Annotated in this window: 21 protein-coding genes, 2 pseudogenes and 1 riboswitch; of the genes and pseudogenes, 5 read left to right on the top strand and 18 right to left on the bottom strand. The window is 49.3% G+C overall.

The features are described from left to right. The first annotated feature begins 81 nt into the window (after window positions 1-81). Window positions 82-369, top strand: coding sequence for a 30S ribosomal protein S20 (rpsT, locus tag HZB62_10880; GenBank protein MBI5075652.1), 288 nt, complete (start codon window positions 82-84; stop codon window positions 367-369). Here the strand turns inward: rpsT and holA are convergent. The 14 genes and pseudogenes from holA to HZB62_10950 form a co-directional block, all read right to left on the bottom strand. After that, window positions 347-1,249: a DNA polymerase III subunit delta gene (gene holA / locus HZB62_10885; GenBank protein MBI5075653.1), complete on the bottom strand. Its 903-nt coding sequence runs from the start codon at window positions 1,247-1,249 to the stop codon at window positions 347-349. The two genes, rpsT and holA, sit on opposite strands and share 23 nt — an antisense overlap. Further along, on the bottom strand, window positions 1,246-1,761 hold the full coding sequence (locus HZB62_10890; protein MBI5075654.1) for a hypothetical protein: 516 nt from the start codon (window positions 1,759-1,761) through the stop codon (window positions 1,246-1,248). The genes holA and HZB62_10890 overlap by 4 nt, the downstream gene beginning before the upstream one ends. Continuing rightward, on the bottom strand, window positions 1,758-4,247 hold the full coding sequence (locus HZB62_10895; GenBank protein MBI5075655.1) for a leucine--tRNA ligase: 2,490 nt from the start codon (window positions 4,245-4,247) through the stop codon (window positions 1,758-1,760). The genes HZB62_10890 and HZB62_10895 overlap by 4 nt, the downstream gene beginning before the upstream one ends. 232 nt (window positions 4,248-4,479) lie before the next feature. Beyond that, window positions 4,480-4,755 carry a type II toxin-antitoxin system YafQ family toxin gene (locus HZB62_10900; protein MBI5075656.1) on the bottom strand — a complete coding sequence of 92 codons (276 nt, stop codon included), beginning with the start codon at window positions 4,753-4,755 and terminating at the stop codon, window positions 4,480-4,482. Continuing rightward, complete coding sequence (locus HZB62_10905) at window positions 4,755-5,015, bottom strand: type II toxin-antitoxin system RelB/DinJ family antitoxin (GenBank protein MBI5075657.1); 261 nt, start codon at window positions 5,013-5,015, stop codon at window positions 4,755-4,757. Before HZB62_10905 ends, HZB62_10900 begins: the two co-directional genes overlap by 1 nt. Window positions 5,016-5,181: 166 nt before the next feature. Beyond that, entirely contained in the window at window positions 5,182-5,904 is a 723-nt protein-coding gene (locus tag HZB62_10910) for a cytochrome c biogenesis protein CcdA (protein ID MBI5075658.1), read from the bottom strand. After that, complete coding sequence (locus HZB62_10915) at window positions 5,901-6,401, bottom strand: MogA/MoaB family molybdenum cofactor biosynthesis protein (GenBank protein ID MBI5075659.1); 501 nt, start codon at window positions 6,399-6,401, stop codon at window positions 5,901-5,903. Before HZB62_10915 ends, HZB62_10910 begins: the two co-directional genes overlap by 4 nt. Beyond that, the gene (locus tag HZB62_10920) at window positions 6,398-6,853 is read right to left on the bottom strand and encodes an MOSC domain-containing protein (protein ID MBI5075660.1); all 456 of its coding nucleotides are present in this window, start codon (window positions 6,851-6,853) and stop codon (window positions 6,398-6,400) included. Before HZB62_10920 ends, HZB62_10915 begins: the two co-directional genes overlap by 4 nt. Window positions 6,854-6,942: 89 nt before the next feature. After that, the gene (locus HZB62_10925; GenBank protein MBI5075661.1) at window positions 6,943-7,203 is read right to left on the bottom strand and encodes a type II toxin-antitoxin system RelE/ParE family toxin; all 261 of its coding nucleotides are present in this window, start codon (window positions 7,201-7,203) and stop codon (window positions 6,943-6,945) included. Beyond that, the gene (locus HZB62_10930) at window positions 7,200-7,397 is read right to left on the bottom strand and encodes a hypothetical protein (GenBank protein ID MBI5075662.1); all 198 of its coding nucleotides are present in this window, start codon (window positions 7,395-7,397) and stop codon (window positions 7,200-7,202) included. The genes HZB62_10925 and HZB62_10930 overlap by 4 nt, the downstream gene beginning before the upstream one ends. Window positions 7,398-7,652: 255 nt before the next feature. Next, window positions 7,653-9,062, bottom strand: a complete 1,410-nt coding sequence (locus tag HZB62_10935) for an adenosylhomocysteinase (GenBank protein MBI5075663.1) — start codon at window positions 9,060-9,062, stop codon at window positions 7,653-7,655. A 33-nt stretch (window positions 9,063-9,095) separates the two neighbouring features. Beyond that, window positions 9,096-9,181: riboswitch (S-adenosyl-L-homocysteine riboswitch) on the bottom strand. A 109-nt stretch (window positions 9,182-9,290) separates the two neighbouring features. Then, window positions 9,291-10,442 carry a methionine adenosyltransferase gene (locus tag HZB62_10940; GenBank protein ID MBI5075664.1) on the bottom strand — a complete coding sequence of 384 codons (1,152 nt, stop codon included), beginning with the start codon at window positions 10,440-10,442 and terminating at the stop codon, window positions 9,291-9,293. Window positions 10,443-10,625: 183 nt separating this feature from the next. Beyond that, window positions 10,626-11,510, bottom strand: coding sequence for a complex I NDUFA9 subunit family protein (locus HZB62_10945; GenBank protein MBI5075665.1), 885 nt, complete (start codon window positions 11,508-11,510; stop codon window positions 10,626-10,628). After that, window positions 11,507-12,996: pseudogene (locus HZB62_10950) on the bottom strand (fumarate hydratase). The gene HZB62_10945 and the pseudogene HZB62_10950 overlap by 4 nt, the downstream one beginning before the upstream one ends. A 118-nt stretch (window positions 12,997-13,114) precedes the next feature. On the opposite strand from HZB62_10950, the gene HZB62_10955 reads away from it, so the two are divergent. After that, on the top strand, window positions 13,115-13,360 hold the full coding sequence (locus tag HZB62_10955) for a hypothetical protein (GenBank protein ID MBI5075666.1): 246 nt from the start codon (window positions 13,115-13,117) through the stop codon (window positions 13,358-13,360). Here HZB62_10955 and HZB62_10960 read toward each other — a convergent pair. Next, the gene (locus tag HZB62_10960; GenBank protein ID MBI5075667.1) at window positions 13,326-14,342 is read right to left on the bottom strand and encodes a hypothetical protein; all 1,017 of its coding nucleotides are present in this window, start codon (window positions 14,340-14,342) and stop codon (window positions 13,326-13,328) included. The genes HZB62_10955 and HZB62_10960 overlap by 35 nt on opposite strands. A gap of 129 nt (window positions 14,343-14,471) precedes the next feature. On the opposite strand from HZB62_10960, the pseudogene HZB62_10965 reads away from it, so the two are divergent. Further along, window positions 14,472-15,178: pseudogene (locus HZB62_10965) on the top strand (DDE-type integrase/transposase/recombinase). A 2-nt stretch (window positions 15,179-15,180) separates the two neighbouring features. On the opposite strand, the gene HZB62_10970 reads toward HZB62_10965, so the two are convergent. Next, on the bottom strand, window positions 15,181-15,438 hold the full coding sequence (locus HZB62_10970) for a type II toxin-antitoxin system HicA family toxin (protein ID MBI5075668.1): 258 nt from the start codon (window positions 15,436-15,438) through the stop codon (window positions 15,181-15,183). A 12-nt stretch (window positions 15,439-15,450) separates the two neighbouring features. Further along, entirely contained in the window at window positions 15,451-15,738 is a 288-nt protein-coding gene (locus HZB62_10975; protein MBI5075669.1) for a type II toxin-antitoxin system HicB family antitoxin, read from the bottom strand. A gap of 157 nt (window positions 15,739-15,895) precedes the next feature. Between HZB62_10975 and HZB62_10980 the strand changes: the two genes are divergently transcribed. After that, entirely contained in the window at window positions 15,896-16,072 is a 177-nt protein-coding gene (locus tag HZB62_10980) for a hypothetical protein (GenBank protein MBI5075670.1), read from the top strand. Between the two features lie 120 nt (window positions 16,073-16,192). Beyond that, a complete protein-coding gene (locus tag HZB62_10985) occupies window positions 16,193-16,825 on the top strand; it encodes a winged helix-turn-helix transcriptional regulator (protein MBI5075671.1) in 633 nt (210 codons plus the stop codon). A gap of 12 nt (window positions 16,826-16,837) precedes the next feature. Here HZB62_10985 and HZB62_10990 read toward each other — a convergent pair whose 3' ends face one another. Further along, window positions 16,838-18,007 carry an 8-amino-7-oxononanoate synthase gene (locus HZB62_10990; protein ID MBI5075672.1) on the bottom strand — a complete coding sequence of 390 codons (1,170 nt, stop codon included), beginning with the start codon at window positions 18,005-18,007 and terminating at the stop codon, window positions 16,838-16,840. Between the last annotated feature and the right edge of the window lie 3 nt (window positions 18,008-18,010).

Raw genomic sequence — 18,010 nt, forward strand, 5'->3', positions numbered from 1 at the left:
GCCCTTCTTCAGGCCTTTCATTGCTTTAACAGGTTGTTTTATGGTATAAAACAGGACTTTTCGATCAAGGAGGACAGCACATTGGCAGCAAAAGCACCGGTAAAAAGAAACCTTTCAGCAGAGAAGAGGGCACGGCAGGCTGAAGTAAAAAATGCCCGTAACAGAGCAGCAAAAAGCACGATCAAGGGCGCCACAAAGGCTGTTGAGACATCGGTCAAGGCAAAAGACAAAGAGGCGGCAGCAAAGACTTTGCTGGCTGCTATCAAGACCATCAGCAGCGCAAAATCAAAAGGTATACTCCACAGGAATACCGCTGCACGCAAGATATCCAGACTGACGAAAAAGACTAACGCGCTGGCGAAAGCCTAAGCAGTTTGACCAGCAGCAGCTCAAAAGGATAGAATCCCCCGGTCTTTATGCCCAGGTCTGCACTGTTCAGCAGGCGAAATACTTCATACAGATAGTTCAGCTCCCTGGGGGAATTCTTTTCCCCCAGCTGCTGAGCATATTGCCAGTTCAATGCCCCCAGCAGTCCATACGGCTCCTCGGTCTCCCTCAGGATGCTGTATATCCTGAATACCTTTTCCTTGTTCCGGTCGCGGATCGCATTGATAAGGTCAAAGGCGCCAAAGCTCCTCTTCCCTTCTATGATCTCGGCAATGTCGCCCTTTTCTATGTCAGCCTTACCGACAAGTGTCAGCTTCTCGATCTCTGTCGAAAGCATGCCGAGGTCAGGGCCGATCATCGCAACAAGATATTCAGCGGAATCTCCTGACAGTTTCAGACCCTTCAGTTTCGCCTTTTCGACGATCCAGGCAGGCATGTCGCTTTCCCTGATATCAACCGTGATCTGCTTGACCCCCGCGAAGCTCTCTTTCGCATCCTTCTTAAGCGTCCCCTCATACAGGAGCACCAGCACTGAACTCTTTGACGGGCTCTGCAGATAGCCTTCGAGTTTCTTCAGGTCCTTCTTCGCGATCTTCTGGGAATTTTCGATCACGACAAATTTTCGGCCGGCAAAGAACGGAACCGTATTCAAGACATCGAGGACCTGGTCAAAGGCTGTCTTTTCCTGCTCAGGGGAAAGCATATCAAAGGACTGAAAATTGAAGTCCAGTTCTTCAGGCGGAACAAGACCCTTAATAAGAGAAGCTGCTTCAGCATGCAGAAACCGACTGGAGGAGTTAATCAGATAACATGGCGCTGGAAGAGCTTTCTTTATCTCATCAAGAAGGTTTTTGTAGCTCATTTGTAAATGAGTGCGCCGACGATCTCCACGGCAATATCTGCAGCTGCCTTTTCTTCGGCCATGCCACGGGAACCAAGGAGCAGGGTCATGTCCCCCGTACCTGCAGATGAGATAATAAAGGGCGATGTGACCTTTATTATCCCGCGCACGTTCCCATCATGGTCCTTGTACGTAAAGTCAGCATCAGCAGTGATCCGGTATTCAACGGTTATGTCGTTCTTCTCTGAAAGACTCGACATTTCGAACCTGCGGACAATACCGGAAAGGACATTCCCGGCTGAAGGGGTAACGGTGATGCCGTTCCTGGCAAATTCCAGGACAAGCGCCTTATGCAGCTTGTCCTGCAGCTTCGGCTCATGCGAGAGGTTCTCGATCTTGCCTATCCTGATCTCGGTGAACGGCAGGTCTGCCCTGCGATGAAGAGAATATCCGCAGCCCGCAGTCATAAGAACCGCAATGTATGCAAGCCCCAGGAAGACAGATACCGTTGTCAGTCGGCAGTGCGTCATCATCTCCCCACAACAATATTTACGAGTCGGCCTTTAATTACGATAACCTTTTTTATGTCCTGCCCGCCAATGAACTCAGCGACTTTGCTGTCCTTAAGCGCCCGTTCTTTCAGGTCATTATCAGTCAGCCCGGCAGGGATCATGAGTTTGCCCCGCAGCTTGCCATTGACCTGGATCACGAGCTCGATCTCCTCATCTTTTGCAATCTCTGCATCCCATACAGGCCAGGGCATTTCTGATGCGTTTTTGCTGTGATCCAGTTGAGACCAGAGCTCCTCGGCAATATGGGGCGTAAAAGGAGACAGAAGCAGGAGCAGGTTCTCTGCGGCAAACGTAAGCACCTGCATCTCCTTCCCGTTATCAGGCTCGAAGCCGATCATCTCATTCACCAGTTCCATCATTGCAGCAATGGCGGTATTGAAATGATAGTCTTTTTCAATATCTGCAGTAACTTTCCTGATCGTCTGGTGCGTCTTCCTGAGAACTGCCCGTGCACTGTCCGAAAGCTCCCCGTTATCTGTGGCTGAAGAAGCAGCTCTATTCAAGGCATCACGATGCTTCTGGGCCACTGACCAGACCCTGTTCAGGAAGCGATAGGCCCCGTCAACGCCCTTGTCAGACCAGTCGAGATCTCTTTCGGGCGGAGCGGCAAAAAGGGAGAAAAGTCTCGATGTATCAGAGCCGTAGCGGTTGATAAGATAATCAGGATCGATCACATTGCCCTTTGACTTGGACATCTTTGCGCCGTCCTTGATGACCATGCCCTGTGTCAGCAGGTTTATGAACGGCTCGCTCACATTAACTATGCCGAGGTCTCGTAATACGCGGGTAAAGAACCGGGAATAGAGAAGATGAAGCACTGCATGCTCAACGCCGCCGACATACTGGTCGACAGGCATCCAGTACTTCAGTAATGGGTGATGAGTGATGGGTGATGAGTCTTCCTTAAACTGGTCACGCACTACGGATAACCCATTACGGTCTTTGAGGCAGTAGGCAACAAAATACCAGGAAGAATCCACAAAGGTATCCATGGTATCTGTTTCGCGGCGGGCCTTGCCCCCGCACTTCGGACAGGTTGTGTGAAGGAACGCATCAGATTCCTGAAGCGGAGAGCCTCCGGTGCCGGTGAATTTCACATCTTCAGGAAGTATCACAGGCAGGTCCTTCTCAGGCACAGGCACAATGCCGCATCTGTCGCAGTATATAATAGGAATCGGGGTTCCCCAGTACCGCTGCCGCGATATGCCCCAGTCACGCAGTTTGTAATTAGTAACCTTCTTGCCAAGGCCCTTTTCTTCGAGATGATCAGCGATCTTCTGCTTAGCATCGGCGCTGTTCAGCCCGCTGAACTGCCCCGACTCAACAAGTATCCCTTCGTCCTCAAATGCTTCCTCTAATGCCGAATGCTGAATACTGAATGCTGAATGCAGTTTAATGACCTGCCTGATCGGGAGCCCGTATTTCTCCGCAAATTCAAAGTCCCGCTGATCATGGGCAGGGACCGACATAATTGCGCCGGTGCCGTATTCCATTAAAACAAAATTCGCGATGTACACAGGGATCTTCTCATTGTTCATGGGGTTGATGCAGTATGCTCCCGTGAAGAGGCCGACCTTTTCGTCAACCTTGCCGTAATGCGCCCTCACCTTCTCAAGTTCTTCCTTATCGGCAACAAGCCTTTCAGCAAGCGGATGTCCGGGAGAAAGGCAGAGAAAGGTCGCGCCAAAAAGCGTATCAGGCCTTGTAGTGAATATCCTTATGTTCTGATCGATCCCCTCGACACGGAAATCAACCTCAGCGCCATGGCTCTTGCCGATCCAGTTCTTCTGCATAAGAACAACCTTCTCGGGCCAGCCTGACAGGGTATCGCAACCGCTCAGAAGCTCCTCTGCATAGTTGGTGATCCGAAGGAACCACTGCTCAAGCTTCTTCTGCACCACAACACTGTCGCAGCGCCAGCATTTTGTGTCGATCACCTGCTCGTTCGCAAGAACGGTTGCACAGGAATGGCACCAGTTCACGTACGAGGACTTCCTGTACGCCAGTCCCTTTTCGAGCATCTTGACAAAAAACCACTGGTTCCATCGGTAATACTCAGGACTGCAGGTTGCCACTTCCCTGTTCCAGTCATAGCTCAGGCCAAGCTTCTTGAGCTGGCCTTTCATATATTTGATGTTCTCATAAGTCCACTGCGAAGGGTGGACATTGTGCTTGATCGCGGCATTCTCAGCCGGCATGCCAAAGGAGTCCCAGCCCATGGGATGGAGGACATTAAATCCCTGCATCCTTTTATACCGGGCGATCACATCGCCGATCGCGTAGTTGCGCACATGGCCCATATGGATCTTTCCGGAGGGATAGGGGAACATTTCAAGACAGTAGAATTTCTTGCGCGAGTCGTCCTTCTCAGTTCTGAAAAGATCTTTCTCTTCCCAGTACTGCTGCCATTTGGGTTCGATAGCTGCTGGATCGTATCTCTCTTCCACAGACTCCTGCCTCCGGAAATGTTCAGGGAACAATAAGATTTATCAGGAATTACGTCAGCTATTATAGCAGGTTTACCCTTGCATATCATAACCACTCAGAATATGAGTCTTATTCTTTTGCCGCCACTGTTGTCTGAACGCTGGCATGTACTTTTTCTTCACTTTTGCTGGGGGTCGAGGGGCAAGTATTGTTAAGGCTTGCGTATCTTGCGTCCCGGTGAATCACACAACATCAGCCAAATAAGTCAGAATGAGTGCCTGTGCGGATAAAGATGATCTCCTCGGCATTACTGTCAACTTTATAGATCAGAAGCCAGTCCGGCTCAATATGACAATCCCTATGGCCTTTCCTGTTTCCGGTAAGCGGGTGGTCATGGCGCTTGATCTCAAGCGGCTCCTCACTTACGAGCTTGTTCATAATCCGCTTCAGCTTCGTAAGATCCTTGCCTTGCTTCACAATCAGTTTATAGTCGCGTTCAAACTGTTTTGTGGTCCTGAAGGTTAGCATTAGGCCTTCATCTTCAGAAAGAAATCATCAACACTGTCATAGCTGCTCAGATTGCGGCCCTCCTCGGCATCCTTCATCGCCTTCAGAGTGGTCTTGTTCGGTATTTTCACATCAAAAGGCAGACCCTTGCGCAGCCTCACCTGAGAAAGAAACAGGTTTATTGCCTCTGTTGTGCTGATCCCAAGCGCCTTCAAAACCTTCTCCGCATCAGTCTTCAGCTCTGGTTCAACTCGTGTCGTAATCATTGCTGTCTTTGCCATATGAAACCTCCTATGATAGTCAATTGTATCACATTTGATAGACAGTCAAGCGATATTTTACAGCAACACAAATGCGGTCAGAATTTTACGCCAACCATTGCGCTGCCATATCAGAAAGTTTTTTGGTAAGAAAGAACGGTCAAGCCTGAAAAGCGGTGAGCACTTCTCAGAAATTGATACCGAGATCAGGGAAAAGCGTTGTAAGCTGACGGACGTTGTTGGTAAGGAGCAGGACGCCAAAGGCAATAAGAACAATACCGCTTACCAGCATAATGACCTTCATATACTTGCGTATCCTGGCAGAATAGCTCAGGAACGAGTTGAACATAAGAGAAGAGATGAAGAACGGCACTGCAAGGCCAAGGGAGTAGACTGCAAGCAGTTTGAAGCCGTATTCAGCAGAACCCTTGGAACTCGCGTACAGCAGGATCGTGCCGAGGATCGGGCCAATACAGGGGGTCCAGGCAGCGGCAAAGGTCATGCCAACGAGAAAGGTCCCGACATACCCGGCAGGTTTTCCGGACAGATGGAATTTCCGTTCCCGGGTCAAAAAATCCAGTCTGATAATACCTGAGACAAAAAGGCCGAAGAATATGACCAGCACACCGCCGATATTCCTGATCCAGTCCTGATACTGGAACATGAACTTTCCGACCGCTGAAGATGAAGCGCCAAGAGCTACAAAGATCGTTGAAAAACCTGCGATGAAGGCGAGCGAATTGGTTACCGTGAGAAAACGGATGCGCTTCCGGTCAGTCCCCTCTTTCAGGTCTTCGAATGAAACACCGGTGATAAAGGTGATATAGGAAGGGACAAGTGGAAGCACGCAGGGAGAGAGAAAGGAAAGGATGCCGGCAAGAAACGCAAGGGAGAAGGAGACATCCTTCATACGCGAGCCCCTTCGCTCAGAGCGCAGTCTTCAGTGCTGCCCTTGATCTTCTCTATTGCATGCGGTATCACATCCATGATCGCTTCCAGTCCCTCTTTCACTGCCTTGGGGCTTCCCGGCAGATTAATGATCAATGTCTTTCCCCTGACGCCTGCTACAGCGCGGGAAAGCATTGCCCTGTTCGTTTTCTTTAGCCCTGCCATCCTCATTGCCTCGGCAATACCGGGAATCTCCTTTTCGATAACCTGGAGTGTTGCATCCGGCGCCACATCTCTTGGAGAGAGACCGGTGCCGCCGGTCGTGATGATCAGATCCACGTTTCTACAGTACTCGATAAGTTTTTCTTTAATCAATTCTTTCTCATCAGGGATGATCTCGTAATAAGAGACGTCAGCATCTATGGCCTTGAGCATATCCCTGATCAGTGGGCCGCCAAGATCCTCACGTTCGTTGCGCGAGCCCTTGTCGCTGAGTGTAAGAATGGCTGCGGATATCATAAACCGGAAGACGCTGCCATGACAGTGACTTTGTCACCATTTCTGACTGTGCCGCCATTGATGACTTTGATGAAGATGCCTTCCTTCGGCATGACGCAGTCTCCGGCCTGGTAGTAGATGGCGCAGCGGGTATGACATTCCTTGCCGATCTGGCTCACCTCGCCGATGATCTCCTGCCCGATCTGCAGGCGTGTTCCGACTGGCAGGGAAACGAGGTCAATGCCTTCAGTAGTTATATTCTCTGCAAAATCTCCGGCCTTCACATCCAGGCCCATATCCTGCATCTTCTTAATGCTTTCGACTGCAAGGAGACTGACCTGTCTGTGCCATTCTGATGATGAATGGGCATCGCCCTCGATACCGTAGTTTGTGCGGATCTCTGCCTCTGCGACTGGCTTCTTCCGCATCCCTTTTTTATCGCTGATATTGATCGAAACAACTTTGGCAGACATGTTAAACGATACCACAATAAAACAGGGGGGAACAAGCTGATACTGCAAGATCGGATATCATTTTCATCCTAAGTAATATGACTTTTCTGCTACCTGAGTCTCTTATAAATTTCTCTTCGATGACCAACTCTGAGGATGACCACATCATTGCCTTCAATATCAAAAACAACCCTGTAATCGCCAATCCTGTATTTGTAAGTCCCAAGCTCGGGGTTGCTCAGTTTTTCCGAATTTAACAGAGGATTATCCTGAAGTTTTAAAAGGGCTTTTCCGATATTGCCTTTTACCGAAGAATCCAGTTTCTTTATGTCTTTTTCAGCCCTGCGGGTATAAACAAGCTTGCAGCTCATTCACCAAAAATCTCTTTATGAGATTTTGTCTTGCCTGCTTTGTACTCTGCCCTTGCCTCTTTAATGCTCAGCACATACTCAGGTGAAATTATTGCCAGCAGATCCTCAACAAAAACTTCCCTATCGCTTTTCTTCATCTTTTTCACTGCTTCTATAATTTCGTCGGTTGGTATAGGCACTTTTAGCTCCAGCATTTGAACACCTCCTGTAAGATATTATATCAAGCAGCCTTTTTTACAGACATGCCCTTAGACTACCACAGAGGTTCTGAAGGGGACAAGACACGAATGGACAAAGCTTCATTACAGTAAAGGCCGTATCCCTGTTCTTATGGGATACGGCCTTTTTTAGATATTCGCTAAAAGCTCTTACGTGCCTTCCTGCCAGCTTGCGAGGCATTTCTTCTGCGCAGGAGTAGGAACATCGATCGTGATGCTGATAACTACCGGCTAATAGCGGTAGTGCTCGGTCTTGTACGGTCCGTTCAGCGGCACGCCGATATAGGCGGCCTGTGCATCGGTGAGCGTCGTCAGCTGAGCGTTAAGCTTCTTCAACTGCAAACGTGCCACCTTTTCGTCGAGGTGCTTGGGCAGCGTATGAACGCCGACCGGATATTTATTGGAGCCCTTCTGCGATTCTGTCCATAGCTCGATCTGCGCGATGGTCTGGTTGGCGAAGGAGGACGACATCACGTAGGATGGATGACCCGTGGCGCAGCCGAGGTTCACCAGGCGGCCTTTGGCCAGCAGTATAATGCGGTTGCCGCTCGGCAGAATGATGTGATCGACCTGCGGCTTAATCTCCTCCCACGGGTATTTCTCCAGGGAGGCTACGTTGATCTCGGAGTCGAAGTGGCCGATGTTGCAGACGATCGCCTGATCCTTCATCTTCACCAGGTGCTGGTGGTCGATGACATGAAAGTTCCCGGTTGCGGTGACGAAGATGTCAGCCTTGTCGCACGCGTAGTCCATGGTCACTACGCGATAGCCTTCCATCGCGGCCTGTAGCGCGCAGATCGGATCGATCTCGGTGACCCAGACCTGGGCCGAGAGCGCCCGCAGCGCCTGGGTCGAACCCTTGCCCACGTCGCCATAGCCACAGACCACCGCGATCTTGCCAGCCACCATCACGTCGGTGGCGCGCTTGATGCCATCCACGAGCGACTCGCGGCAGCCGTAGAGGTTGTCGAACTTGGACTTGGTGACCGAGTCGTTGACGTTGATCGCAGGGATCTTGAGCTCGCCCTTCTCGTGCATCTGGTAGAGGCGATGCACGCCCGTGGTGGTCTCTTCCGTGACGCCCTTGATCTGCGCCAGACGCGTCGAATACCACTTCGGATCCTGCTTGAGCTTCTCCTTGATGCTGGCGAACAGAACCGTGGCTTCCTCGCTGTCCGGTTTGTCGAGCACCTTGATGTCCTTCTCGGCGCGGGCGCCGAGGTGCAAGAGCAGTGTTGCGTCGCCCCCGTCGTCCAGAATCATGTTCGAGTACCCGCCATCGGGCCATTCGAAGATGCGGTGTGTGTAGTCCCAGTATTCAGGCAGTGATTCACCCTTGACAGCGAACACTGGTGTGCCTCCTGCGGCGATGGCCGCGGCAGCGTGGTCCTGCGTCGAAAAAATGTTGCATGAGGCCCAGCGCACCTGCGCGCCGAGCGCGGTCAGTGTCTCGATCAGCACAGCGGTCTGGATCGTCATGTGCAGCGAGCCGGTAATGCGCGCGCCTTTCAGGGGCTGGCTCTTGGCGTATTCCTCACGGATGGCCATGAGACCGGGCATCTCGGTCTCAGCGATCTTGATCTCTTTTCGGCCCCAATCAGCCAGTTTGATGTCTGCGATAACGTAGTCTGTTGCTGCCATTGCCGTAGTCATGGTATTCCTCCCATTCGGTTTTTTGAATGGGCGCCGTTTCTGTTAAACCACTCCTTCGAGCCTGACAGACGCACCTTCCGGTGACTGCTGCAGCGCCCCTCGACGGAGTCACACAATATTGAGGGCAGCCCCGCAGGGCTGCCCTATAATTTCAGACAGCAATGCATCTCGGATTTCGGTTTTCATTTCGCGTACCGAAATCCGCATTCCGCATTACTATAGTCCTGCTTCTTTCTTCAGTGTCTCTGCCTTGTCTGTATTCTCCCAGGTGAAATCAGGATCGGTCTTGCCAAAGTGGCCGTACGCTGCGGTCTTCTTGTAGATCGGCCTTCTCAACTGCAGATGATCGATAATTCCCTTTGGCGTAAGATTGAAATTATTCCTGATCAGTTCTGCGATCTTCTCTTCTTCGATCTTGCCCGTCTCATGCGTATCAACAAGGATCGAGACCGGCTCAGGCACGCCGATAGCATAGGCAAGCTGCACCTCTACCCGGTCTGCAATGCCGGCGGCAACAATATTCTTTGCAATGTACCGGGAGATATATGCGCCTGAACGATCTACCTTCGTCGGATCCTTGCCAGAGAATGCGCCGCCGCCATGGCTTCCCACGCCCCCGTAGCTGTCAACAATGATCTTCCTGCCTGTGAGGCCGGTATCGCCCATCGGGCCGCCCACAACAAAACGGCCGGTCGGGTTGATATAGTATTTCACCGTCTCTTCATCAAGCAGCTCATGCGGCACAACAGTCTTGATCACCTTTTCGATGATGTCCTCACGCATCTCTTTCATATGCACATCAGGACTGTGCTGTGATGAAACCACGATAGTGTCAATGCGGAATGGTTTGCCGTCCCTATACTCGATGGTAACCTGTGACTTGCCGTCAGGCCTGAGATATCCGAGGAGATCCTGCTTCCTCACTTCAGACAGTTTCATCGCGATCTTGTGTGCAAGCATGATCGGCATGGGCATCAGCTCAGGTGTCTCGTTGCAGGCAAAACCGAACATAAGTCCCTGGTCTCCTGCTCCTCCGGTATCAACACCCATCGCAATGTCGCCTGACTGCTGATCAATGGAAGTAATGACCGAACAGGTTTCGTAGTCAAAACCGTATTTGGCGCGTGTATAACCGATATTTTTTATCGTCTCCCGGACGATATCCGGGATATGGACATAGCAGGATGTCGATATTTCGCCGGCAACAAAGGCAAGGCCGGTCGTTACCAGAGTCTCGCATGCAACCCTGGCTACCGGGTCCTGCGCGATGATCGCATCAAGGACAGAATCCGATATCTGATCAGCTATCTTGTCCGGATGGCCTTCAGTTACGGATTCTGATGTAAAGAAATAGTTTTTCTTTGGCATAAAAGCGCTCCTTTCCCAAGCTGTAATTGCATATTTTAATCTTTTTGTAAGGAAATTACAAAGAAGAATGCGCCCCAAATTACATTTTTCAGAAAATTAACATTACATTAGTGATATAGAAACTTCCGGGGACATAACAGGACAGAAGACGCTGCGAAAAAACAGAAACGATCCTGAAAATTGTTACGGCATGAACTCCTGCAGAGCATCGGCAAATTTCTTCGGCATGAAGCCAAAATGCCGCTCCACGGCATCGAGGTCGCAGATATTGTCCTGTTCGAGGAGGCGCAGCTGATCAGAGGTGACCGGCGGCGAAGGTAAAAAGCGCTCAAGGATGGAGGTGCTGAGCTTCATGAACCCCATCGGAATACTGAACGTCGGCCTCCTGTGGCCCATGGCCTTTGAGAGGTTCTCAACAATCTCGCGGTACGCAAGATGCTCAGGTCCGCCGATATCAAAGGTCCCGGAATACCTGGCGGGGTCATCAATGACCCTGCCGATACAGGTGAGCCAGTCTTTTATATAGATCGGCTGAAATTTCGCCTTGCCTTCACCGGGCAGCGGGACCACAGGGGAAAATTTCAGCATGTCCATGATCTTCTTCGTGAATCCGTCCCAGGGGCCGATGATCAGGGAGGGCCTGAATATGGTATACGCTATGCCGCTCTGTTTGACGATCTCTTCAGCCTCTGCCTTTGTCTTCAGATACCCTGACCATGAAGATATGTCCGACCCCAATGCAGACTGATAAAAGAAATGCTTCACCCCTGCTCGTTGCGCCTCCTTCACGAGATTCTTTGTGCCCTCGACATGGATGGACTGGAACGTGGCATCACCCCTTTCCTCTATGATGCCGACGAGGTGGATGACAATATCGTCAGAACGAAGAACTCCCTGCAGAGAGACGGCCTGCGTGATATCGCCGGGAATAACCTCAGCTCCTTTTTCTGCAAGAGCTGTTAGAGCTCTTTTTGAGCGGGCAAGGCACTTCAGCTTATGGCCTTTCGCAAGGAGAAAATCTGAGAGATGGCCGCCGGCAAACCCTGATGCGCCGGCTATGAAGATCATTGCAGGTGGGCGAGTTCTCTGAACTTTTGAAAAGAAGCTGACTCTATTGCTCTATGGGTGCTATTGCCCAGACTGTCCATGGTAACGATCGCCGGGAAATCCTTCACCTCAAATATCCACATCGCCTCAGTTGTGCCGAACTCTTCAAGCTTCCATGAGCCGATGGTCCTCACGATCCTGTCTGCCAGATACGCTGCTGCGCCGCCAATGGTCTGGAGGTACACGCACCCTGCTTCCTGAAGCGCTTTGAGCGTCTTCTCTCCCATACCGCCCTTGCCCATGACGCCGCGCAACCCGTATTGCCTGATCACATCTGCCTCATACATCTCGACCCGCATGCTGGTCGTCGGGCCTGCAGCAATGACCTGATACCCGCTCTCTGTCTTTTTCATCACCGGTCCGCAGTGATAAAGGACAGTGCCTGCAAGATCAAAAGGCAGGTCTTCTTTTTTCGGCTTATTTTCAACAAGATATTTATGCACCCGGTCCCGGCCGGTCACGAGCTTCCCATTAAGCAAAACCATATCACCGGCCTTAAGACCTGCAACGTCGGCTGCGGATAACGGAAGATCCAATCTTTTCCCCTCTACCATATCAGCCGGCCCCTTCTCATCGCCCAGCAGCCCAAAGAGACATCGACAAAATAGGAAGCAGGATGGCGATGGTTAACACCCACCTTGACGCCAAGCGCTGTGGTTCGTCCTCCGAGTCCCATGGTGCCGATGCCAAGCTGATTTATTTCCGTAAGAAGCTGCTTCTCGAGACTGGCAAGTTCATCTATCCTGTTCAGATCATTCAATTTTCTCATGAGCTGCTCTTTGGCGAGTCTTGCAACCTGGTCCTTGGCAGCGCCTATGCCGACACCTACGATATAAGGTGGGCATCCCCTGCCCTGAGCCTTCTGGATCGCATCAAGCACGCACTTTCTAACGCCTTCGAGGCTGCGCTGCGCGCCCAGCTCTTCGAGGGGCAGTTTGTATGTCTGGCCTGCATTTTCACAACCGCCGCCCTTGAGCATTAGGTCGATGATCAGAGAACCGCTCGGCGTTTCTTCAAAATAGATGATCGGAAACCCCTCGCCGGTATTATCCCCTGAGTTCTTATCCGTAATGATATCAACAGCATTGGGCCGCAAAGGGATCCTCTGAGTTGCTTCACGAGTTGCCTCAAGAATGGTCTGTTTTAGTTCATTCTGACTCAGCCCAAAGGGAACCTTAACGTAAAAGACCGGTACTCCCGTGTCCTGGCAGATAGGCCGTGAGGTCTCCCGGGCCCGTTTTATGTTCTCAAGAATGACCGAGAGCGATGAAGCAGCAGTAGAACCTTCCGATTCCCGGGGCAATGCTGATTTTATAGCCTCCTCGATATCAGGAGGCAGCGATGTAGCAACTTTTTTGTACAGCTCTACAATGCCGTCGAGGAGTTTGAGCACCTGTTGCTGCCTTTCTTTTCCTGAAATTTCTTCGCAAATTACAGTTGTTATCATACCAAATTAGGCGCAATATGTATGCATTCCGCAAATCTCGGTAGTGGGTCAGTTTGATTTTTCTGCATTGATTTTTCTGCATCTTGACCGCTCAAGGAAGCCATGTTAGACTATTTGCATGGAAAAGAAAAAGAAGAAAGTACCCACGGATATTAACCAGATCGCCTCTTATATCTGCGATGTCACAACGAATGAGAGCAAGCCCACTGACGTTATCGAATGCAAACCCGAAAAGAACCCTGCTGCCGTTGCCCTTGGTCGCCTTGGAGGGCTCAAGGGTGGAAAGGCAAGGGCAGAGAGCCTAACTGCCAAGAAGCGCAAAGAAATAGCTAAGAAGGCTGCTCAGGCTCGTTGGAAGAAGTAGCCCCGCTAAAATCAAACTTTGGTTGGTCTCCAAAGACATTATTCACGTGTGTTTCGTATTCATATTCGTCTTTTGATATTTGAGCAATACCAAGCAACTGTCCTAGATGCGTGCGAAGTGCTTTAACTCCTATTTCTGCTAAGAATTGATGCAGTCTTTTCCATCGCTCTCCACTTGCCGCCCTTTGAGCAACTGTCAATTCATGTATTTTGCCATTGCTTTTCGCTAGTGGAACATAAACCTGATTGACTGTTAGGTGTTTAAATTTCCATGGATGATTTCTTTCAGGTTTTGGCAGTCTATACAGTCGATACCATTGTTCGTAAAGCTGATCCGGAAATTCTTTTTCGTATTCTCTGGCTTCTTCTCTTACATATAACTTGAATGCTGTAATTACTTCTTCTCTGGTAGCATCGTAACCCGAAAGGGCATATACAAGCCCCCTAATTCCAGCCTTTGCAGATGCATTTAGAATAATATGGGCCTGTTTAGCTATTGGTCGTTGCCGTGGTGTAAGACTTCCCTCTGCCTCAGCCGCTACAATTGCCTTGCAAACATCAATGAGCAAGGTAACATCAAAGCCATGAAGGGTTTTGCTTGATGGATCTCCTGAGACCGTATCAAGTCCTTGGAAAACAATAGGATTTTGAAGTTTTGCCATAAGTTCGAGACCAATGTAAGGAGCGATATTCTTACCGCTAATAAATCTTGGGAATCTACCACCACCCTGAGAACTAAATCCAAGTGCTGCGCCCATACCTCGTTGATGGATCACCGCCGTCTTCTGTCCATCATCTAAGACATAGCATTCAACATCAAATCCAAAATCCTCTTTGAAATTGCCTTTGTGCGTTGCCTTGGACGGTTTAACTCCCCATCTTGCGGTAGCGGCTTTTTTTGCTCTTTCCCTTCTTTCTTCAGGCGACATCATTTCAGCCAACACCTTAGCACCCTTTGCTTTTCCTGATATACTCTCGCTCATGCTAGCATCCTCCTTCAATAATATGCTTGCATTTTACTCCAAAGCAAATATATAATGCAAGCATAAAATAACATTCGATGCTAGCAAATAACTCTTGACAATGCTTGATCGGTCAAGTATAATTTAATCATGAACAAGTTAAGCATAACCAAACAAAAGCAGGTAATTGCCTCTCTGGTAGAAGGTAACTCTATCCGCGCCACTGTCCGTATGACCGGCGTGGCGAAGAATACTGTGGTAAAGCTCCTTGCGGATGTCGGCAAGGCATGTGGTATGGTGATGTCTATACATGGACTTCGATAGATGCAGACACAAAGCTTGTTCCTTCTTGGTATGTCGGCAGGCGTGATTATCATTCTGCCCGCGTTTTCATACAGGATTTAGCTGATCGCCTTGCAAACAGGGTTCAGCTTACCACAGACGGCCACAGGCCATACTTACAGGCAGTTGAAGAGGCTTTCGGTAGAAATATAGACTATGCAATGCTGGTAAAGCTCTATGGCAATGAAGGCGATAGGGGAGCTACAGCTAAATACAGCCCCGCACAATGCACAGGAGAGATCAAGGAGAGGATACAGGGCAAACCCGATATGGAGCATGTCTCCACGAGCTACGTCGAAAGACAGAACCTTACAATGCGTATGAGCATGAGAAGGTTTACCAGACTTACAAACGCTTTCTCAAAGAAGGTCGAGAACCTTGAACATGCTGTTGCCCTTCACTTCATGTATTACAACTTCTGCCGGATACATCAGACATTGAGAGTAACACCGGCAATGGAGGCAGGGGTTACGGATCATGTGTGGGATATCGAGGATATTCTTTCTCTGTTATAAATCTATTTAATTAATTTCAACTTTTTCATGTCTTCGATTGACCAACCAATAACGTCGAGCAAGCCCTTTAAGAGGTTTGGCCCATAGGTTTTTCTGGGATGATAGTGAATCGTGACTCGATTTCTTGTTTGGGGATGAAGATACACGTGGACTGCACCAGAACTTTCGTCTTTAACATATCCATATTTTTTTAAGGCTCTTACAATATCATCAGCAGTTAAGTTTTTTAATTGATCCCAATACTTGGGTTCGTAATTCATCCCTTTGTGGGATTAAACTGTAACCAAGATATTTTGGGTATGTTGAGGAGGACAAAAATATCGCGTAGAAGGCTGTTGTTCCTTTTCTTCTACACATATTTGTAATGGAATGGGTTCGCCATGCTTCATAAGAGACTTTATATAGAGAGTTATGGCTGTTTGAACATTCTCTAATGCTTCTTGTTCTGTCTCTCCATCAACATGAACACCTCTAAGTGCAGGACAAAATGCATGATAACTTGCACCATCCCTCTCGATGCAAATATCTACCGAAATTATTACTTTTTTCTTTTTAAACATTTGTTTAATCACAGTTTCATAAATTTCTTAATGTTGCTGTGCTTGACTAAATTATAGTATGGGTATTGTATTTGTCAATGAGGTTTATAGACCTATAAGATCATTTAATAATATATTATATATTATCGCTTGCTTATGCAATAAAAAGGAGGCATTTATGCAGATGGATAAAGCTCAGAAAATCAGGAAGGCATGGGGAAATAAGCCATGTCCTCATCCAACTTTTGACAAGGAATATTGTCTTGGCTCAGACACAGGGGACTACATTTGCATCCAATGTGGGAGATCATTCACAAAGGAAGAAAAGAATCAGATTGAAGCCAGTAAAAAATAAATCAAACTGACCCACTACCCAAATCTCTTATTCACAGCGGATGGCTTTTCTACAGGACTTGGATTATAAAGAATAAAGATAGTTATTTACAGAAATAGTATTTTTATGCTATTTTGTCAAATGCTTGTTAAAGTTGATGAAAATCCAACGCGGCAAAATATCATAACGCTCCTGAAAAAAAACGGGGGCATGACCATCGAGGAGCTGAGCAAGAAGATAAGCATTACCCCCATGGGCATCAGGCAGCATCTTCTTTCCCTTGAAAAAAAAGGACTTGTCAGCTATACCGCAAAAAAACACGGCATCGGAAGACCTGGTTTTGTCTATACGCTCACGGAATCGGCGGATGAACTTTTCCCAAAAACATACGACCGGTTAGCTCTCGATATTCTTAAGCAGGTCAAGAAAAACGAAGGACAGGAAAAAATCAACAAAATCTTCGTCTGGCGGCGGGACAAAGTTCTCCGGCAGAAAAAAGAGGCTCTGTCCGGGCTCACCGGGATCGATGAGCTCATGCACGGCCTGAAGGATCTCCTTATATCAGAGGGATATGTCGCTGATCTTGAAAAAGAGGCTGACCGCTACATTCTCAAGTCCTACAACTGTCCTATCAGAAAAGTAGCTGCCGAGTTCAATGAAGCCTGCCTGGAGGAACTTCAGCTTTTCAGAGAGCTCTTGAACCGCAATGTATCAATGGAGCAGTGCATGGGCCAGGGAGGCCCGTCCTGCGTCTTTTCAATCCCCAGCGCTTAATCTGCCTTTCTATTACTCTTTTTTTGCCTGCTTCAACAGCGAGACCAGTCTTTTCATCTGCGTTTTCTCATGGGCTGCCGTCACAACGATCCTTATCCTCGGCTCTTTAACCGTAGGCGGCCGGATAGCAGGCACATAAACTCCGTGCCCGAAAAGGAACTGCGAAATCCTGACAGCCTCCTTAATTGAAGCGGTCCTGATCGGGATAATGGGTGTCTCACTCAACAGATTGTCGTACCCGATGGCATGAAGGGCTTTTATAAGATATTCCCTGTTTGACCAGAGTTTCTGTACACAGCCCCGGTCATTTCTGGTCATCGAAACGGCAACATTGGCAGCGGCAATGACCGCAGGCGGGAGAGCGGTTGAAAAGAGCAGACTGCGTGCCCTGTTAGAGATCCATTGCATGACAGTATCGCTCCCGGCAGCAAAGGCGCCGAAAGCACCCAATGCCTTTGAAAAGGTGCCTATCTGTATGATCCACGGTTCCGGTCTTATGCTGAAGTGTGCAAGCGCGCCTCTGCCCCTGCCGAGCACGCCCGTGCCGTGAGCATCATCAAGATAGAGAAGCAATGAGTGATTCGTGCTGATGCGTGACGAGTTAACAGAATTACAAAGATCATAAAGATCTCTTAAGGGGGCGATATCTCCATCCATACTGAAGACCGTGTCAGTGGCAATGATCTTCCTGCCCGCAGTCTTGCAGTTCTTCATGAGTGTTTGAAGATGTCTGACATCCTTGTGCCTGTACACAACGGTCTTTGCCCTGCTCAGCCTGCAGCCGTCTATGATGCTGGCGTGGTTCAGCGCATCGCTGAAGATCACATCTCCCTCATCGGCAAGGGCCGGTATAATGCCGGTATTTGCAGCATATCCTGAGTTGAAAATAACCGCAGCCTCCACTCTCTTCCACGCTGCAATGCTCTTTTCGAGCTTATCATGCAGAAGCGTTCCGCCGGCAAGAAGCCGGGAGGCACCGGCACCAAACCCGTATTGTTGCATTGCCAGAGCTGCCGCCCTGACAAGATCAGGATGATCCGCAAGGCCGAGGTAGTCATTTGAAGCGAAATTGACGAACTTCTTTCTGCCGATGGCTATTACCGGCCCCTGGCCGGATGCCCTTGCAAGTATCTGCCGGAAAAGCCCCTGCTCCTTCAATGCCTTGATATCTTCCTCGAACATGGC

The sequence above is a fragment of the Nitrospirota bacterium genome (assembly GCA_016214855.1).
Classification (GTDB): domain Bacteria; phylum Nitrospirota; class Thermodesulfovibrionia; order Thermodesulfovibrionales; family UBA6898; genus UBA6898.

Excerpts from the sequence above, each read along its gene's own strand:
- HZB62_10890 (MBI5075654.1), bottom strand. The coding sequence starts at position 1,761 with ATGATGACGCACTGCCGACTGACAACGGTATCTGTCTTCCTGGGGCTT.
- HZB62_10915 (MBI5075659.1), bottom strand. The coding sequence starts at position 6,401 with ATGATATCCGCAGCCATTCTTACACTCAGCGACAAGGGCTCGCGCAAC.
- HZB62_10990 (MBI5075672.1), bottom strand. The coding sequence starts at position 18,007 with ATGTTCGAGGAAGATATCAAGGCATTGAAGGAGCAGGGGCTTTTCCGG.
- holA (MBI5075653.1), bottom strand. The coding sequence starts at position 1,249 with ATGAGCTACAAAAACCTTCTTGATGAGATAAAGAAAGCTCTTCCAGCG.
- HZB62_10940 (MBI5075664.1), bottom strand. The coding sequence starts at position 10,442 with ATGCCAAAGAAAAACTATTTCTTTACATCAGAATCCGTAACTGAAGGC.
- HZB62_10910 (MBI5075658.1), bottom strand. The coding sequence starts at position 5,904 with ATGAAGGATGTCTCCTTCTCCCTTGCGTTTCTTGCCGGCATCCTTTCC.
- HZB62_10920 (MBI5075660.1), bottom strand. The coding sequence starts at position 6,853 with ATGTCTGCCAAAGTTGTTTCGATCAATATCAGCGATAAAAAAGGGATG.
- HZB62_10905 (MBI5075657.1), bottom strand. The coding sequence starts at position 5,015 with ATGGCAAAGACAGCAATGATTACGACACGAGTTGAACCAGAGCTGAAG.
- HZB62_10975 (MBI5075669.1), bottom strand. The coding sequence starts at position 15,738 with ATGTTTAAAAAGAAAAAAGTAATAATTTCGGTAGATATTTGCATCGAG.
- HZB62_10930 (MBI5075662.1), bottom strand. The coding sequence starts at position 7,397 with ATGCTGGAGCTAAAAGTGCCTATACCAACCGACGAAATTATAGAAGCA.
- HZB62_10985 (MBI5075671.1), top strand. The coding sequence starts at position 16,193 with ATGCTTGTTAAAGTTGATGAAAATCCAACGCGGCAAAATATCATAACG.
- HZB62_10960 (MBI5075667.1), bottom strand. The coding sequence starts at position 14,342 with ATGAGCGAGAGTATATCAGGAAAAGCAAAGGGTGCTAAGGTGTTGGCT.
- HZB62_10935 (MBI5075663.1), bottom strand. The coding sequence starts at position 9,062 with ATGGCAGCAACAGACTACGTTATCGCAGACATCAAACTGGCTGATTGG.
- HZB62_10945 (MBI5075665.1), bottom strand. The coding sequence starts at position 11,510 with ATGATCTTCATAGCCGGCGCATCAGGGTTTGCCGGCGGCCATCTCTCA.
- HZB62_10980 (MBI5075670.1), top strand. The coding sequence starts at position 15,896 with ATGCAGATGGATAAAGCTCAGAAAATCAGGAAGGCATGGGGAAATAAG.
- HZB62_10925 (MBI5075661.1), bottom strand. The coding sequence starts at position 7,203 with ATGAGCTGCAAGCTTGTTTATACCCGCAGGGCTGAAAAAGACATAAAG.
- HZB62_10955 (MBI5075666.1), top strand. The coding sequence starts at position 13,115 with ATGGAAAAGAAAAAGAAGAAAGTACCCACGGATATTAACCAGATCGCC.
- HZB62_10900 (MBI5075656.1), bottom strand. The coding sequence starts at position 4,755 with ATGCTAACCTTCAGGACCACAAAACAGTTTGAACGCGACTATAAACTG.
- HZB62_10970 (MBI5075668.1), bottom strand. The coding sequence starts at position 15,438 with ATGAATTACGAACCCAAGTATTGGGATCAATTAAAAAACTTAACTGCT.